Here is a 17,830-nt window from a genome sequence, read left to right on the forward strand (position 1 = left end):
GGGCGGGATTGCATCGTAGAAGTGTAAACCCGGGCTCTTAAGCGCGGAATAACCATATAGATTGTCATTCCTTCAGGGTATGAGGCATTTAATGGTAGCCTTTTCGATCAGTTAGATCCTCTTGCACTCTCAGATAAGGCAATGCCGGGCCATGACCGATATTCAGACCCTGCGGGAAGAGCTCGAAGACCAGAGCCCCCGCTCGATTCTCAAAGCCGCCCTCAAACAGTACGACAACATAGCCATCTCCTTCAGTGGCGCGGAGGATGTAGTGCTGATTGAAATGGCACACAAACTGACCGACAACCTGAAGGTTTTTACCCTGGATACAGCCCGTCTTCACCCGGAAACCTACGAGTTTGTGGAGCGGGTGCGCAAGCGCTACGGCATCGAGATCGAGGTTCTGTTTCCGGATGCTCAGGAAGTTCAGGATCTGGTGAACAAGAAAGGTCTGTTCAGCTTCTACGAGGATGGACACAGTGAATGCTGCGGCATTCGCAAGGTCAATCCCCTGCGCCGCAAGCTGGCGACGGTTGACGCCTGGATTACCGGGCAGCGCAAGGACCAGAGCCCGGGCACCCGCAACGACGTGCCGGTTGTTCAGGAGGACACTGCCTTCTCAACCGATGATAAAACACTGATTAAGTTCAATCCGCTGGCTAACTGGACGTCAAAAGAGGTGTGGGATTACATCCGGATGTCCGAGGCGCCCTATAACGAGCTGCACGAGAAAGGCTTCGTAAGCATCGGCTGCCAGCCCTGCACCCGTCCTGTATTGCCCGGGCAGCACGAGCGGGAGGGACGCTGGTGGTGGGAAGAAGCTACCCAGAAAGAATGTGGTCTTCACGCCGGCAATCTGATCGCCCGGGACTAACCCGGGCACATACTACCCGCTCAGTTTCTAGTGAGTGGGTAGCTCGACATCCCTGAACAGTTCCTCGATTTCAGACCGGCTACCCTGATGGGAAACGGCTTCGTCCACCTTTTCTTTGGTAAGGTGGGGCGCAAAGCGGTGAATGAAGTCATACATATAGCCCCTCAGGAAAGTCCCCTTCCGGAAGCCGATTCGCGTGACACTGGGACGGAACAGCTTGCGGGCATCAAGCGCGACCAGATCCGTGTCGGTTTTGGGATCGAATGCCATACTGGCAACAATTCCGACGCCAAGACCCAGCCTTACGTAGGTTTTGATGACGTCCGCATCCGCTGCGGTGAATACCACCTTGGGTGTGAGCCCCTGGGACTGGAACGCCTCATCAAGCTTGGATCGGCCGGTGAAACCGAACACATAGGTCACCAGTGGGTACTCTGCCAGCTCTGGTAGCGTCAATTCCGGTAATTTGGCCAGAGGATGATCCTTGGGCACGATGACGCTCCGGTTCCATTTGTAACAGGGCATCATGATCAGATCGTTAAACAGCTCCATGCCTTCGGTCGCGATAGCAAAGTCCACCGCTCCGCTGGCCGCCATCTCGGAGATCTGCATGGGCGTACCCTGGTGCATATGCAGGGATACGTCCGGGTATTCTTCAATGAAACCGCTGATAATCGGTGGCAACGCATACCGCGCCTGAGTATGAGTCGTGGCGATACTCAGATCGCCCTTGCGCTGGTTGCTGAATTCCTGGGCGATTTTCTTGATGCCCTCAACCCGCCGCAGGATCTCTCCCGCCTCCCGGATAATGATTTCACCGCCCGGTGTAATGCGGGTGAGATGCTTGCCGCTGCGGGCAAACACTTCCAGCCCCAGTTCGTCCTCCAACAGGCGGATCTGTTTGGAGATACCGGGCTGGGAGGTAAACAGGCTTTGAGCGGTTGCTGACACATTCAGATCGTGATGCGCAACTTCCCAGATATAGCGCAACTGTTGTAGTTTCATTGAATCTGCTGCTCCCTGGAGATCGAAGGACCTTGTCGAAGAATACGCATAAAAATACAGGTTTTCATTCTTTTTTAATATAGGCAACTACTTTCACACAGTTTAGACCAAAATTGCATTTACGCAGCCTCTGATAAAACCCTGGCGTGGTTAAAGTGCCTTCATAGCCCTTGACTTGGTGATTACAAAGGACACAATCCTTTATGCCCTGTCTGGGCAATTCAACAATCCAGTTTTCAGGGAATCCATGCTGCTTACCACCAAGTTTCTCCGGCCAACGTCAGACTCGCGCGCGGTCAAGCGTGACCGGTTGAGCGCCCTGCTTGAGCCCCAAAGCCCCAAACGGCTGAATCTGGTGATTGCGCCGGCCGGCTTTGGAAAGACCACACTGGTGGCCCAGTGGTGCTCGCGGGTTGCCTCACCTACGGCCTGGCTTTCCCTGGATGAACACGATGATGAACCCCGGCGATTCTGGCAGTACGTCATCGGCGCCTTCGAACAGGCCGGACTGGCCGGTGCAGCCGAGTTGCGTAAACAGCTCACCCATCAAACCGATGAAACGTTCACCGAGACCATTACTGGCCTGATCAACACTCTGGCTCAGGATGGCAGCACCTGGTCGCTGGTGCTGGACGATTTCCACTTTATCGGAAACCCGGCCATCCACAGGCAGTTCGGCTATTTCACCGACTATTTGCCGCCGGAAATCCTGATTACCCTGGCGTCCCGAACGGAGCCACCATTGCCACTGGCACGCTGGCGCGTTCGCCGATGGATCCAGGACATACACCCTGGCCTGTTGGCCTTTTCTGAAGACGAATGCCGGCAGTTTTTTCGCGATACCATGGGGCTTGATATCACTGACGAGGATGTCCATGCCATTGTACGCAAAACCGAAGGCTGGGTGGCCGCCATGCAGCTATCCGCGCTTTCTTCGACATTTTCCGGGAAGGACGCAGCCAAATCCGGAAACCAGATCAATCTGGATGAGCGCTATATAAGCGATTATGTCCTGAGCGAAGTGCTGGAACAGCAACCCCGGGATATTGCGGATTTCCTGCTTGAAACCGCCTGCTGCCCCAGGCTCTGTGCGTCCCTGTGTGACTCAATCCGTGAGTCGGACGACAGCCAGGAGATGCTCGAAAAGCTCCTGAGCCAGAACCTGTTTCTGATTCCGCTGGATACCCGGAACGAGTGGTTCCGATACCACGACCTGTTCCGGGATGCGCTGTTGCTGAGGATCAGTCACACAGAGCCGGAGAAGGCAACGCGCCTCTGGCAACGCACTGTGGAATGGTTATTGGCCCACGGTCATGTTCAGGAAGCCATCGCCCAGATTGTCCGTCAGGAGGACTGGTCTTGGCTGGCCCGGGTATTGGCGGAACATGGCAACAATCTGATCCATGGTGGTTATCACCTGCCCGTGCTGGACTGGCTCGATGCCCTGCCACAGGAACTGGTAACCGATCATCCGCAACTCCAGATGCTCCGGATCTGGGGACTGTTCTTTGCGAATCGGGTGGACACGCTTGAGCCTCTGCTATCGGCGCTCGAGGATCTGCTGGACCGGCAGGTGGCTGATTCACATCCGGATGCCGAAGGGGCTCTGGGGTTGCAAAGCGAGATCTCGCTGATGCGCTCGTATTTAGCCCGAACCCGGAGTGACGACAAAAGCGCCGCCGACCTCACCCGACAGGTGCTCAGGGAAATAGACCACACCCGCATCCCGCTAAAGTCCGTGACCTATTATGGGCTGGGCCTTGATTGCTACGGTAAGGGTGAACTTACCGAGGCCGAGGACGCGCTCCAATCGGCCGTTCGTTACGGACAGCTTGAGCATAAACCCAGCACAGTGCTATCCAGTGGCGGCCTGTTGGCGTGGATTCAGTACAACCGGGGTGATATCGATCTGGCACTGGAAACCTGCACCGACATCCGGCAATGGGTAGACCGACACTATTCAGACCCCAGCCAACCAAGACTCATCTCCTGCTGGCAGAACAGCACCCTGTGTGAAATCCACCGGGAGCGAAATCATCCCCAGCTCGCCGCCACGCACCTCCAGCCTCTGCTGGAGCATGTTGAACGGGGCACGGAGCCGGGGCAGCACGTGATCATTCAATACGTTCGTGGTCACCTTGCCTTCAGCGAGGGTAAACTTGAGGAGGCAATTGAGGCCCTGGAAGACGCTTCCCAGACAGGCCAAAAGCGCCGCGAGCAGATTGTTTTCGAGCCGCCTGCCAGCACCGCTCTTCTTGCCCGGTGCTATCTTGCCGCCGGTCACCCGGAAAAGGCCCGTGCCAGCCTGGATTCCAGGCCCGACACCGAATTCACGAACCCGCTTCACCTCGAACAAAGCCGGATCAGCGAAGCTCGTGTGCTGGTGGCACTTAATCAGCCGGAGCGTGCCCAGGAAATACTCAGCGCCTTACTGAAACCGGCTGAACGCAATGCCCACAACCGTCACCTGGTGGAGATACTGTTGGTCTATGGCGAGGCCCTGGCACAACAGGAGCGGAAAGACGAATCGGAACAGATGCTGACCCGTGCTGTAACCCTGGCTTCCGAGGCCGGGTTCATGCGGCTGTTTGCCGAAGAAAGCCCGGAGCTTCGTACCCTACTGCTGGATCTGCCCGCGCTGAACTCACCTGGCAGCTGGAACGCCAACGTCAGGAAGATGCTTGTTGATCAAAGAGAGTCTCGTCAGATACACCTCAAAAGCAGCATAAGCTCAGGGGCCAGTGTGCCTGAACGTCCGGCAATTGATCCGGAAGCACTACCGGAACCACTCAGCCAAAGAGAGCTGGAAGTGCTGGAGTTGATTCACGAGGGGCATGCCAACAAGGAAATTGCCTCTAAAATGAAGGTCGCGCCGGCCACCGTGAAAGCACATATTCGCAACCTCTACGGCAAACTGGGCGTCGGTCGCAGGACCGAGGCACTGGCCCGGGCCCGGGATCTGGGGCTACTGGAAGGCTGACACCCAATCGACCAAAACTGTGATGAGCATCACATTTTGCCTCAACTATCTAAGCCCGCTACGCCCTTTGGACGATCCGTCTACGCCCTCTAATCCCCTATTATTATTCCAACGGTGAGGGAAACCTCACCAGGAATTCTGAAACTTCAGGCCTTCAGATTTCTTGTTCCGCGTTGTTTCGACGCCCGGGTTCGAAAGAACCCATTTGATGAGAGCCAACCCTCCGGGGGCGGCTCTTTTTTTATGGCTGAATGGTTTGTCGATGAGATCTAGCGTTCGATAATTCGACGGAACGGCGGCAAGGCATCCAGCAACAACTGCCCATACCGCCTGGCGATGATCCGTCGATCCAGGATGGTCACCCTGCCAGTATCCTGCTCGGTTCTAAGTAGCCGCCCAACCGCCTGAACCAGTTTGATTGAAGCATCCGGAACGGTGATTTCCATAAAGGGATTGCCGCCTCGCTGGGTTACCCATTCGGCCAGGCTCGCTTCAATGGGGTCATCCGGAACGGAAAACGGCAGACGGGTAATCACAACGTGGTGCAGGTACTTGCCTGGCAAATCGATGCCCTCTGCAAAACTGGCAACGCCAAACAGAACACTGGGCCGGCCCTCATCCACCCGGCTGCAATGCTGGCGAAGCACCTCACCTTTGGCCATATCGTCCTGGGTAATAATCAGGTCCGGATACTCTGGAGCCAGTGCATCCCGAACCTGCTGCATTTGGCGCCGGGAAGTGAACAATACCAGAGTCGCTTTTTCGCCGGCCCACAGGTCCGGCAGTCGTTTAACGAGCTCATCAGCAAAGCCGTCATCCGTCGGCATGGCGGACATCGCCGGCACCTCGACCGTCGCCATCTCGCCATAGCGGAATGAGCTGGGAACAACCAGGAAGCGGCTGCCCTGGGGTAATCCCGCCCGGGCATTCAGACGATCAAATCGTCCAAGTGCTGTCAGGGTGGCACTGGTGAGCACGGCCCCGTAGGCGCGGGACCAGAGCCGGGAGTAAAGGAGGTTGTCCGCCAGTACCGGTGAACTGTAAAGCGTAATGTCTTCGACATGGTCCCAGCGTTGACGCACAGCCCAGCGGGCCGGTGGCGGGCTTTTCTGCGCTGGCGGCCTGGATTCCTTCTCATCACCCGCTTCAGAATCCGTTTCTGACTCGCTGGCGGGTTTTGCATTGCCCTGCTCGCACCAGGCGGTCCAGAGTCTCAACTGGTCCTCGGCCCTTGCGTGGAAAGAGCCAATCACCGGGTACCAGGCTTCTGCGGTTTCCCGGTCAATCTCATGTTCCTTGCGCTCGTCGAATGCTCCCTGCAGTTCGTCTGCCAGAACGCCAAGCTGGCGGACCATATTGGCGGTGGCAATGCGGCTCTCGGCTGAGAGCTCTGCCATGGCTTCCGGCAGTTCACCCTCAGGATAGCGCCATTGGGCCGTCCGGCGCTCCTCGTTGAACTCCCACCCGGTATTCTGCTCGGCTTCCTCGTACACCCGGTTCAGCACCAGATCCACTTCCCTTGAGGCAGAGCTGATTCGATCCAGGGACTTGGCGGCCTGGGTGCCAGCCGCCAGGTAGGGCTGCATTTTCACCAGCGCCTGGGAAAGCTGTTTCAGCCATTGGCGGGTGGCATTAAGCGGGAGCGACGCCGCAAAGTGGTTCAGCGCTTTGTCCGGAAGATGATGAGCCTCATCGAAAATGTACAGGGCATTCTCCGGCTCCGGCAAAATCGCCCCGCCGCCCAAGGCCAGATCGGCGAGCACCAGGTCGTGGTTGGCTACCACGATATCGGCATCGTCGAGATCTTTACGGGCATCGAAAAACGCGCAGCTGTCAAAGTAGCTGCAATGGCGGTTGGTGCACTGCCGGTGGTCCGTGGTCACCTGTCGCCAGACATCGTCCGGAATCTGCTCCGGCCAATGGTCCCGGTCACCGTCCCATTCCCGTGAACCATAACTCGCCAGCATCTCTTCAAAGAACGCCCGGGTACCGGGTTCTTCATTCTTCGGGCCATCCAGCAGGAACAGAGGCATGGTGTCACTGTCGGTGTTTCCCTCATCGTGCAAGCGTGCTTCCAGTCGGGACATGCACAGGTAGCGACCCCGGCCCTTGGCGAGCGTCCAGTTGAAGTCCATCTTGCTGTGCTTCTTCAGGTCCGGGAGGTCCTTGAGCACAATCTGGTCCTGCAGGGCGACGGTCGCGGTGGATATAACCAGGGTTTTGCCCAGGGCTTTAGCCACCGGAATGGCGGCGATCAGGTAAGCGAGGGTCTTGCCGGTACCTGTGCCCGCCTCCACAACACAGGCCGCAGCCGGAGAGGTTCTCTGGCCATCGTTCTCTGTGATATCGCCCATGTACTTGGCAATTTCGGCAATCATCAGACGCTGACCATAGCGCGCCCGAATGTCCTTGCCGGCAAGCACATCGCGATAGCCTTGCTGGATGGATTGCTTGATGTCGTCGGTGAGTGCCATCAGCGGGGGCTCACCCAGTCCCGCACCACACCAACCCGGAAGCGGCGACCGTCGCGACTCAGCACCACACCCTCTTCGGTGATGTCGTCCACCCGCAGGCCTTCAAAGGTATCGCCCACCCGAAGGTAGGTATCGTTGATCATCACCCGGCGTGACCCAGGAGACGAAGAGTAAATATGGCTGTTAAAGGTCAAGTCGGGAACGCTCTTCTGGAATGAAAGCGGCAACTCTACCAGATGAGGCACACGGCCCGCCTGCTCCTGTTCCACCATCGGCACCGCGGTTTCGGATATTGCGGATGATGGCACAATAACCGTCGCCCGATCCCTGCTCTCCGCTACCGGAGGTTCTGAGGCGATCTGCGACGGCGTTGCCTCAACAGGATCGGGCTCCGGGATTGCCCCCGTCTCCGCGACGGGATCTTCTGATGTCGGTTCTGCCTCGGTCGCGGTCGGTACCGGCACAGGTTCAGGGACCGTCGCTTTCTCCAGGGCGGCTGGCGCCTCTGATTGTGACTCCGCAAACCACGGCAACGGCGTTCCCGGCCAGAACACAAAGGCCAGGACCGCGGCGTTCAGCAACAGTGCCAGCGACACCCAGAGAGCTGGTGACACCCTCTTTTTCTTCGGCCGGTGAATCAACTGCACCTGTTGGCCGAGGTCCGGAACGCGACCCTGCCGCCGCTCGGTTTCGGATTTTCGCAATGCGTCAAGAATGTAAGACATGATTACTCTCGACCATCCGACTGCGGGGGTTTAAGACGAGGGATGGAGGCTTCCAGATCATTGTTGATCTGGATGATGGTCATGGCGCCGGCAATGCCATCCACAGTGAGCCCACGTAATGCCTGATACCAGCGAACCTGCTCTTCCGCGTTCATACGTTTAACGCGGTCGCTCTCTGCACGGGATTTACTGTGCCGGTCTGCCAGATCCATCATTCGGGCGCCAATCCAGAGTTGTTCACCGCCACCATTGCTGTAGAAACCGTCCCCTGTAAGGTATTCCGGCAAGCGCCACAATACCCGATATTCTCCGAACCAGTATCGCTCGATACTGGCAAAGGACACGGTCTGATTGCCAGAAGGCATGGCAACCTCTGCCTTATTACCATTGAGGTGGCGGAGCACGACAAAACCCGTGTTGCCTGACTCATCCTGAAGCTGAAGCATTGCCGGACGATCAAGAAACTCCAGGCTCCGGCGGCTGCCCTGGCGATTAAGGCAACCCAGCCCATTTTCTCTGGCCCAGTCGCAGGCCACGGGTGCTTCCGCCGGCTGATAGCTCCGCCCCCAGATTCCGAAAAGTACCTGAAACGCCGACACCGAATCCAGAAGTTGATCCGGAACGGCCAGTTCGCCCGGCTCCGGCGGCTCTTCTGGCAAATTTTCAGACCCCTCACCCACTCTTTCCTGTTCTTGCTCCTGCTCTTCCAACCGTTCAACCGCGCCTTCAAGAGGCTCTGCCGACGAGTGCCCCGTCGAAGCTGAACTGTCGGGGGACCACCGCTCAAACAGCCAGGCGGTTCCGATGATAGCCACCAGAATCGAAGCGGCAACAACCAGGTACTGGGACCTGTCCGGCGACCGGCCTGATCGTGAAGGCGCGGGACCAATCGAGTGTCCCCGCACTTCCTTTGCCGCGTGGCGGATGTGATCAGCCGTGATTTCATGTTCCCCTTCGGCATACGCGCCCAGTAACGCCCGGTCGCTGATCAGATTGATCAGCCGGGGAATACCCTGGCTTTCGCGGTAAAGACGATTCACCGCCCGCTGCGAGAAAATATCGCCTCGCATACCGGCGACGCTGAGCCGGTAGCGAAGGTAGGCGGGCAATTCTTCCCGGCCGATGGCATCCAGATGGTACCGCGCGGTTACGCGCTGGTTCAGTTGGCGCAGCTCCGGAAGCGCCAGCATTTCCTGCAATTCGGGCTGGCCCAGCAAAACAATCTGCAGCAGTTTTTTCTCTGCCGTTTCCAGGTTGGTCAGAAGCCGCAGCTGTTCCAGTACCTCGGCCGACAGATTCTGGGCCTCATCGATCATCAGAACCTTGTGTCGCCCGGCCGCATGGGCCTTGAGCAAGTCCTGGTTAATCAGATCCACCAGTTCCTTGATGGTGGCACTGATCTCGTGGGGTATTTCCAGCTCATCGCAGATGGAGGACAGCAATTCCCGCGCAGAGAGCCTTGGGTTAAGGATCAGCGCGATATCTACGTTATCCGGAACGTTCTCGATAAAGCAGCGGGAAACCGTTGTTTTCCCGGTTCCCACTTCACCGGTGATCACGATGAAGCCGCCCTGCCCCTGAACCCCATACATCAGGTGTGCCAGCGCCTCCTTGTGGCGATCGCTCAGATACAGGTAACGAGGGTCTGGAGCAATGGAAAACGGCGGTTCGCGAAAGCCGAAAAAGTCGTAATACATATCAGGACGTACCGGAATCCGCGTTGCTGATCAGTCTGAGCTCGGCGGTGCGCCGGTTCTGTTGCTTGAGCCGCCGGACACACCGCTCCAGGGTTTTCGAGATACGGGCATGGGAACGGATCATGGAGATCTTCGGCCAGGTGGCCCGTTCGCCGGCCAGAATCATCTGCCGCACGTAGGCCGGATCGGGATTTGCCAGCATCCTGCTGTAATCCTTGAACGAATATGAGGGCGCAATGGTAACGTCTCCCGAATAGCGCTGGGCCATGATGGTGTAAAGCTGACCGGACATCTGCCGCAGAAGTTCCGGCCTGAGGCGTTTGCGCAGGTAGTCGAACACCCCCTGGCCATGAAACTGGATTTCGGATTTCAGCAAGTGCATGGGCAGGTTGCCAAGAGACAACTTTTCATCCCGTCCCCGCTGGCTCAGGAACGGCACCACGTGGGGATTGGTCTGGCTCACGATGGTGTAATTCACGTCGTACAGGTGCATCAAACGTTCAATCGGGAGGTCGCTGACAACCGAGCCATCCACAAACTTCAGGCGCGGCATATAGGGTAGCGTGTTGCCCTGAATGTCCTTTTTCATCAGGGTAACCGGCGGAAAAATACCGGGAACCGCGGCGCTGGCCAACACCGCACTCCAGACCATCAGGTAAGGCGAGGTGTATCCGCACAGCAGGCGGGCCTTCTGGTGGGCCTGAACCGGTGAGACACTCACATTGATCGAACGGCCAGTACGCTGGTAAGCCTCTTCAAAGGTGTATTCGCCGATATTCCCACGCAGGCATTTTCGAAGCTCTTCCTGATCCATGAGCCCGTCTCCGCGCACCGCACTGAGCAGGCCCCGCCACTTCCAGGCTTTCAGATTATGGTTTTCCGGCACCAGCATCTCCGGAATTTCCGCGTCCGTGTGTACACCAAGAATACCCGCGATAATGGCGCCAATACTTGAGCCGGCAATGACCTGAGGCAGAAGCCCCTTTTCCCAGAGGGCCTTTATTACCCCAAAGTGGAACACACCAAGGGTCGCACCGCCGCTGAGCAAAAGTGCGGGTCGACCAAAGCTGGTAAGGGTATCGCGGAAAAACTGAAGCTTGTCCGCAACGGGAAAACCGGGCACCGGTTGATCACAGAGATAATCCAGCGCTTCGCAAACCTGGGTGATGTATTCTTCGATCAGGTGTTTGGTGCCAACTCGCGACCGCGTGTAGAGCACCGGGTTGCCCATATTCCCAAGATCGTGGTGCAGTCCTTCCCGCAGAGCCCGTTTCAGACGTTCAACATCATTCTGCTGGCGATACTGTTTGAGGTTGCTCAGGCGGTCGTAAATCAGTTCATAGTGATAAAGGTCGGAGGCGAAATCCTCTTTCCACTCGGCGTTACCTTCCAGAAAGTCCAGTTCCAACGCTGCGGCCTTCCAGACTTCGTAGTTCGGCGCCTCCGCCAGCATTTTCCGGAATTTGGCTATTCTTGGATCCTTCAGCACCGCTGACCTCCTATCAATCCCGATGACGCTCAGAAATCATCGAGCATCAGATCCTCATCATCACCGCTGGCAAACGGATCGTTGACCACTTTCCCATCATTGATCAGGAATTCCCGACGCTGCAGGAACGCGTTTCGGACAAATACGTAGCTGTCGCCGGATATGAAGCTTTCCGCGGGAATCAAATCCGCGCGCTTATCAACTACCTGCACGGCCCGAGCGTAATAAACTTCCGGACTGTCCACAGTATCCCACGCTGATGGCAGCGCAAAGCCGTCAGTTGCAAACCCGGTAAAGTGCCTCGGCGTGGACGGGCCGAGAAACGGCAGCATAAGGTAGGGCCCGGATCCCGCGCCCCAGTATCCCAGGGTCTGGCCAAAGTCCTCGGGCCGCTCCGGGAGATCAAAGGCGGTTGCCACATCAATCAGACCGCCCAGGCCGAAGGTGGTGTTGTAGGTAAAGCGGCCGACAGCCACCACCGCAGACTCCCCTTTCAACTGCAGCACACTGTTGGTGAAGTTCCGGAGCTCAGTCAGGTTATTGAAAAAGTTGGTAATACCACGGTCAACAATCTGCGGGGTAAACGTCCTGTAGGCCTGCGCTACCGGCTTCAGGAACCAGCGGTCGATGGTCTCGTTGAAGGTATATACCTTGCGGTTCCAGTTTTCCCAGGGATCTTTCGGGTCAACCGGAACAGACCCTTCGGGAGCGGGCTGCTGCATATTCTGGGCGAAAGCCTGGCCCACTGGCAGGAATATGGCCAGGGACACCAACATGGTGAGCGTAAACAGCCGGCGCCGGATAAAAATGTGTTTCATCATCTGCTCTTGGGTTGTTTAATTCGTTTCAATTCGTCGAAAATACCGGCGCTACTTTTTTTATTATTAAACCGTTGTTCCGGAGAAACCGATGTCAGTACCGGGAAATCTTGTAAGCACGATTACCATGCCGCTCCGCTGGGGAGACATGGATGCATACGGCCATGCCAACAATACAGTCTACTTCCGATTTTTTGAGGAAGCGCGCATTGTATGGCTGGCCTCACTGGAGCTGGGCGGCCCCGAAGAACCGACCGGCCCGGTTATTATAAAGACCAGTGCCACCTTTCTAAAGGAATTGAACCACCCGGCAACGGTTGAGGTGAAAACATACGCCGACAAGGCGGGTAACACCAGCCTCGACACCTATCATTTGCTGACAGATGTCGAAACCGGCGCTGTTTATGCGGAAGGCTATGCGAAAATCGTGTGGTTCGACCGGGAAACACGTTCCTCGGCCCCGCTGCCAGACACCCTCCGGGCCCTGGCAACGACCTGAACCGGAAGACTCCTACCGGCGGCGTACCACCACGCTGCCGATGGAATAACCTGCCCCGAACGAACAGATTACCCCGAGATCGCCACTGACAAAGTCATCCTTGTGCTTGTGGAAGGCGATGATCGAACCGGCGGAGCTGGTATTGGCGTACTCATCCAGAATCACCGGTGCCTCTTCCTCAGTGGCATCGCGACCCAGCACCTTGCGGGCAATCAGCTGATTCATATTCAGGTTAGCCTGGTGCAACCACATGCGACGGAGATCATCCGGCGCCAGAGACAGGCTTTCCAGCTGTTTCTGGATGGTCTCGGCAACCAGCGGCGACACCTCCTTGAACACCTTGCGACCCTGTTGAACGAAGAGCTTGTCGGGTTTACCAACACCGGAATCATCGGCACGGTTCAGAAACCCGAAATTGTTCCGGATGTTATTGGAAAACTTGGTTTTCAGGCTGGTACCGAGAATCTCGAACCCCTGCCCCTCACGGGTATCTTCTTCGCGCTCTACCAAAATGGCTGTGCAGGCGTCACCAAAGATGAAGTGACTGTCCCGGTCCCGGAAGTTCAGATGGCCGGAACAGATTTCCGGGCTGACGACCAGAACAGAACGGGCAGTGCCGTTCTCGACAGAATTGACAGCCGCCTGAAGGCCGAACGTAGCGGAGCTGCACGCCACGTTCATATCGTAGGCAAACCCGTCGATACCGAGCGCTTCCTGAACTTCGATAGAAACTGCCGGATAGGCCCGTTGCAGGTTGGAACAGGCAACGATCACGGCATCGACATCCTGTGTCGACTTACCCGCCTGCTCGAGGGCCTCACGGCAAGCAGTCACAGCCATTTCGCATTGCACCGAGGGCTCCTCGTTGCTGCGATCGGGGATAAAGGGCTTCATGCGTTTGGGATCGAGAATGCCATCCTTGTCGATGACATGGCGGCGCTTGATGCCGGACGCTTTCTCGATAAACGAGGAGGACGATGGCTGCAGCGGCGTCACATCGCCATTGGCGATGGCGTCTGCGTTCTCCGCGTTGAACAGTTCAACGTACTGGTTGAAGGCTTCGACCAGTTCGTCATTATCAATGGTTGCTGGCGGTGTGTAGAGACCGGTCCCGCTAATAACGGCTTTAATCACGCTAACCCCACGTCATGATTGTGAAAACGGGATGACTGGCGTCCCGTCTGATTCGTTCATTGACCTACTGCCAGAAATACTAACACAGTATCGGGGTTTTGCCCGTCGGCTATCAGTCAGTAGCACCGGATTGGTGCAGCCTGCCTTCCTCAGACTCTGGTCTTTTCCCACTGCCGGTCCAGACGTTTCACCGACACGGTCATCACCGTGCCCAATTGCTGGGCAAAGAACGACACCCGGAACTCCTCGAGCATCCACCGGTACAACACCAATTCAGGATCCCGAATCCCCTGCCGCTGCTGTTCGTCCCGCTTTACCGCGTAGCGGGACCAGAGCGGCTCGATAGTGTGAAGAAACTCCCGCTCCCGGCCCATTTCCCGAGGCATCTTTTCAAGACGAATCAGCGCCGCCTCGAAGTAACGCCCGAATTCCGCCAGCCACTCAGGCGGTGTTTCCACCAGAAATCCGGGATAGACAAGGTTCTGTAGCTGAAATTTAAGATCGGCCATGCTGTTGGCCAGGGCGAGATTGATTTTGCCTTTCAACTGCTTCGCCACTTTCTGATAACCGGACATCGCCTGATACAACCGCTCGTCTGCCTGCTCCAGAGACGGGATGAAGTCGCCCCGGTGAGCGTCAAACACACGGTCGAAGTCCTCTGCTGTCCTCGGAACACCCTCCGCGAGAAAGTGCTGCATGGCCGTTGCCAGCAACAGATCATCCAGCAAGACTTTCGACTGGCCGACAGGAGCAAACATCAAAGCAGACTGCTTGAAACGCGGAAGTTTCCGCTCCAGGTCATCGAGCGTCCTGCCGAACCGGTTAAGAATCAGCCGGGCGATTGCCTTCCGGGTGGTATCTTCAGCAGTCAGCCGGTCCAGACAGCGTATCTGGCGCACTTGCTTGCCCAGATCTTCCAGCGCGGGATAGACGGTCACCTGCATGCCGCCCTTTTCCGTCTGGACCTGTTCGGGCAATGCTCCGAACCGCCATTCGGTGTACTCGCCGCTCGGCTCCGCCGCCGAATCATCTTTTGTCGCCGACTCAAGCGCCTGCTCGGCCTGCCCCTCAAGTTGGTGCTGCAGGTCAGACGTGTCGCGACTCTCTGCGATGGTGCGCCCCCCGTCGCCCATGACCCGCAGATTCATCCGGAGGTGCTTTGGTAACTCCGATTCCGACCAGGCCTCTGGATCAATCTGTACGCCGGTCATTCGTCGCAACTGCTCGCCCAGTTGAAGCGTTAACGGTTCGTTGGACGGCTGCAGGTTCTCAAGGGCTGCGTCCACAAAATCAGGCACAGGCACAAAGTTACGGCGCAACGCCTTGGGCAGAGACTTCACCAGGGCAATGCATTTCTCTCTCAACAATCCCGGCACCAGCCATTCCAGACGACGAGACGGAATCTGTTTGAGGGCCATCAGGGGAACCTGCAGCGTGACGCCGTCTTTTTCACTGGTGGGTTCGAACTCGTAGCTCAGCGGGTAGCGAACACCCTGCCACTCCAGATAATCGGGGTACAGGTCCGCGGCCTGGGCATCCACCGGCCGCTGGAGAATGTCGGCTTCGGTGAGCTCCAGTTCTTTCAGTTGCTCCGCTGAGAGCCCCTTCCACCAGGTCTCGAAATGCCGGCCACTGATGATGTCTGCAGGCAAACGTTCATCGTAGAAGGCCACGAGCACTTCATCGTCAACGAGCAGATCACGCCGCCGGGTCTTCTTCTCAAGATTCTCAACCGTGTCGAGCATCTCCCGGTTACGGGCTATAAAGGGCGCCTTTGACCGATAATCCCCCTCCACCAGCGCTCGCCGGATAAACAGATTCCGACATTCCGCCGGATCCACTTTGGCGTAGGGAATACGACGGTTGGCGACAATATCCAGCCCGTAAAGGGTGACCTTTTCGTAGCCCATCACCTGGGACCGCTTCTGCTCCCAATGGGGCTCAAAATAATGGTGTTTGACGATATGACCGGCGAGAGGCTCAATCCATTCCGGTTGAATGGACGCCACCACCCGGGCAAATACCCGACTGGTCTCCACAATCTCGGTGGCAACGATCCATTTCGGACCGGTCTTGGCTACCTTGGAGCCGGGAAAGATCAGCACCTTCCGGTTCCGTGTCGCCAGGTATTCCTTCTTTTCTACCTTCACGGCTACCTGGCCCAGAAGACCGGCCAGTATCGCCTTGTGCAGCGCTTCGTAACTGGCGGCATCCTTGTTGACCGCCAGCTTCTGTTCACGACAGATCAACGTCAGCTGGCGATGGATATCACGCCATTCCCGCATTCGCATCCAGCTCAGGAAGCTCTTCTGGCAGACCTTCTTGAGCTGATTCTGGGACATTTCCTGGCGTTGTTCTTCATAGAAATTCCACACGTTCAGCAGGGTGACGAAATCCGATTCCTTGTCATTGAACGGTGCGTGGGCCTGATCCGCAGCCTGCTGTTTGTCCTGGGGCCGCTCCCGCGGGTCCTGAATACTCAACCCGGCAATGATGACCAAGGTTTCCGCCAGACTGCCAAGCTCCGCCGCGGTGACCAGCATCCTGGCCAGGCGTGGATCGAGGGGCAGCCGCGACATGGTTCGACCAAGCCGGGTAACCCGGCGCTTGTCATCCACTGCACCCAATTCTTCCAGCAGCTTGTAGCCGTCGTTGACCTGACGCTTATCCGGCGCCTCCAGGAACGGGAACTGCCGAATTTCACCAAGCCCCGACGTCGCCATTTGTAGAATGACCGACGCCAAGTTGGTGCGCAGTATTTCCGGATCGGTGTATTCCGGGCGGTTGATAAAATCCGTCTCATCGTACAGCCGGAAACAGATACCCGGGGCCACCCGGCCACAACGTCCTGCCCGCTGGTTGGCGCTGGCCTGGGAAATGGGTTCCACCGGTAAGCGCTGGATCTTCGAGCGCACGCTGTAACGACTGATCCGGGCAACCCCGGTATCGATCACGTAGCGGATGCCCGGCACCGTTAGCGAGGTTTCCGCCACGTTCGTGGAAAGCACGATCCGTCGGCCCTTGTGGGACTGGAACACCCGGTTCTGCTCGGCATTGCTCAACCGGGAATAAAGCGGCAACACTTCGGTGTGCCGCAGGTCCACATGGCGCAGAACCTTGCTGAGATTGCGGATCTCCCGCTCCCCGGGCAGGAACACCAGCACATCCCCCGGTGGCTGTTTCTCGATGCGTTCGTGCTGCTCGATTTCATCCAGGGCGCCGAGAACGCCGTCCGTCCAGCCCTGGTCCCGATCGTCTTCATCGCCGGTCAGCGGCCGGTAACGCACATCCACCGGATAGGTGCGGCCACTCACCTCAATCACCGGCGCCTTGTCGAAGAATTCGCTGAATCGTTCAACCTCGATGGTTGCCGAGGTAATGATAACCTTCAGATCCGGGCGTTTGGGCAAGAGCTGCCGAAGATAGCCGAGCAAGAAATCGATGTTGAGACTGCGCTCGTGGGCTTCATCGATGATGATCGTATCGTAGCGGTCGAGAAACCGGTCGTGCTGAACCTCGGCCAGCAGGATACCGTCGGTCATCACCTTCACCCGGGACTGCTCCGAGGTGTTGTCGGTAAAACGGACCTGATACCCGATCTGCTGGCCGGTCTGCTCCCCGATTTCCTCGGCAATCCGGGCCGCCACACTGCGTGCAGCGATACGACGGGGCTGGGTATGACCAATCAGGCCCCGGATACCCCGGCCACTGTTCATGCAGATTTTCGGGATCTGTGTGGTCTTACCGGAACCGGTTTCGCCGGCAATGATCACCACCTGGTGGTTTTCGATGGCCTCCCGGATGTCGTCAACCCGTTCGGAAACCGGCAAGCCCTCCGGGAAGCTGGCTGGCTTATGCAGGGCATGACGTTGCTGAACCTTTTCCAGCCCTCGTTCCAGCCAATTCGCCATTTTCTCCAGGTCCTTCTGGCCCGGCTTTCCCTTGGTACGGGCAACGGTTTTCACGATGCGGGCGGCTTCCTGCTGATTGCAGGCATCCAGCTGCTCCATCATCGCTTTGACGGCCGCTTCGCCATCGGGTTTGGGTGTCGGTGTGCTCGGAGTTTCGGAACGGGTGTCTGTCATTGAATTGCCGGAATAGCGCTCACTCGGATTCGATTGGGCGACAGTCTATC

At 57.4% G+C, this 17,830-nt stretch carries 11 protein-coding genes; 3 read left to right on the plus strand and 8 right to left on the minus strand.

The window, feature by feature from the left end; genetic code table 11:
• The first annotated feature begins 133 nt into the window (after positions 1–133).
• Complete coding sequence (locus ACO06L_RS04155) at positions 134–874, plus strand: phosphoadenylyl-sulfate reductase (RefSeq protein WP_320407642.1); 741 nt, start codon at positions 134–136, stop codon at positions 872–874.
• 27 nt (positions 875–901) lie between these two features.
• Here the strand turns inward: ACO06L_RS04155 and cysB are convergent, their stop codons facing one another.
• On the minus strand, positions 902–1,879 hold the full coding sequence (cysB, locus tag ACO06L_RS04160) for an HTH-type transcriptional regulator CysB (protein WP_064226945.1): 978 nt from the start codon (positions 1,877–1,879) through the stop codon (positions 902–904).
• Between the two features lie 247 nt (positions 1,880–2,126).
• Here cysB and ACO06L_RS04165 point away from each other — a divergent pair, with 247 nt between their 5' ends.
• The gene (locus ACO06L_RS04165; RefSeq protein ID WP_202347638.1) at positions 2,127–4,859 is read left to right on the plus strand and encodes a LuxR C-terminal-related transcriptional regulator; all 2,733 of its coding nucleotides are present in this window, start codon (positions 2,127–2,129) and stop codon (positions 4,857–4,859) included.
• A 269-nt stretch (positions 4,860–5,128) separates the two neighbouring features.
• On the opposite strand, the gene dinG is transcribed toward ACO06L_RS04165, so the two are convergent.
• Genes dinG through ACO06L_RS04190 form a run of 5 tightly spaced genes read right to left on the minus strand, consistent with a single transcriptional unit; the run spans position 5,129 to position 12,062 of the window.
• Positions 5,129–7,333, minus strand: a complete 2,205-nt coding sequence (gene dinG / locus ACO06L_RS04170) for an ATP-dependent DNA helicase DinG (RefSeq protein WP_202347639.1) — start codon at positions 7,331–7,333, stop codon at positions 5,129–5,131.
• Positions 7,333–8,058 (minus strand): general secretion pathway protein GspB, encoded by a 726-nt coding sequence (locus ACO06L_RS04175; RefSeq protein WP_202347640.1) that lies wholly within the window; start codon positions 8,056–8,058, stop codon positions 7,333–7,335. Before ACO06L_RS04175 ends, dinG begins: the two co-directional genes overlap by 1 nt.
• Positions 8,059–8,060: 2 nt before the next feature.
• On the minus strand, positions 8,061–9,755 hold the full coding sequence (locus tag ACO06L_RS04180; protein WP_202347641.1) for an ExeA family protein: 1,695 nt from the start codon (positions 9,753–9,755) through the stop codon (positions 8,061–8,063).
• 1 nt (position 9,756) lies between these two features.
• Entirely contained in the window at positions 9,757–11,244 is a 1,488-nt protein-coding gene (locus ACO06L_RS04185; protein WP_202347642.1) for a DUF3336 domain-containing protein, read from the minus strand.
• A 29-nt stretch (positions 11,245–11,273) separates the two neighbouring features.
• A complete protein-coding gene (locus ACO06L_RS04190) occupies positions 11,274–12,062 on the minus strand; it encodes an MlaA family lipoprotein (protein ID WP_064226950.1) in 789 nt (262 codons plus the stop codon).
• A gap of 91 nt (positions 12,063–12,153) precedes the next feature.
• Here ACO06L_RS04190 and ACO06L_RS04195 point away from each other — a divergent pair, with 91 nt between their 5' ends.
• A complete protein-coding gene (locus tag ACO06L_RS04195) occupies positions 12,154–12,561 on the plus strand; it encodes an acyl-CoA thioesterase (RefSeq protein WP_202347643.1) in 408 nt (135 codons plus the stop codon).
• 12 nt (positions 12,562–12,573) lie between these two features.
• Here ACO06L_RS04195 and ACO06L_RS04200 read toward each other — a convergent pair whose 3' ends face one another.
• Both ACO06L_RS04200 and hrpA read right to left on the minus strand, forming a co-directional pair.
• Positions 12,574–13,695: a beta-ketoacyl-ACP synthase III gene (locus ACO06L_RS04200; RefSeq protein ID WP_202347644.1), complete on the minus strand. Its 1,122-nt coding sequence runs from the start codon at positions 13,693–13,695 to the stop codon at positions 12,574–12,576.
• Between the two features lie 149 nt (positions 13,696–13,844).
• Positions 13,845–17,780, minus strand: a complete 3,936-nt coding sequence (gene hrpA / locus ACO06L_RS04205) for an ATP-dependent RNA helicase HrpA (RefSeq protein WP_202347645.1) — start codon at positions 17,778–17,780, stop codon at positions 13,845–13,847.
• Positions 17,781–17,830 lie beyond the last annotated feature (50 nt).

This window comes from Marinobacter sp. (assembly GCF_965229985.1).
Taxonomy (GTDB): domain Bacteria; phylum Pseudomonadota; class Gammaproteobacteria; order Pseudomonadales; family Oleiphilaceae; genus Marinobacter.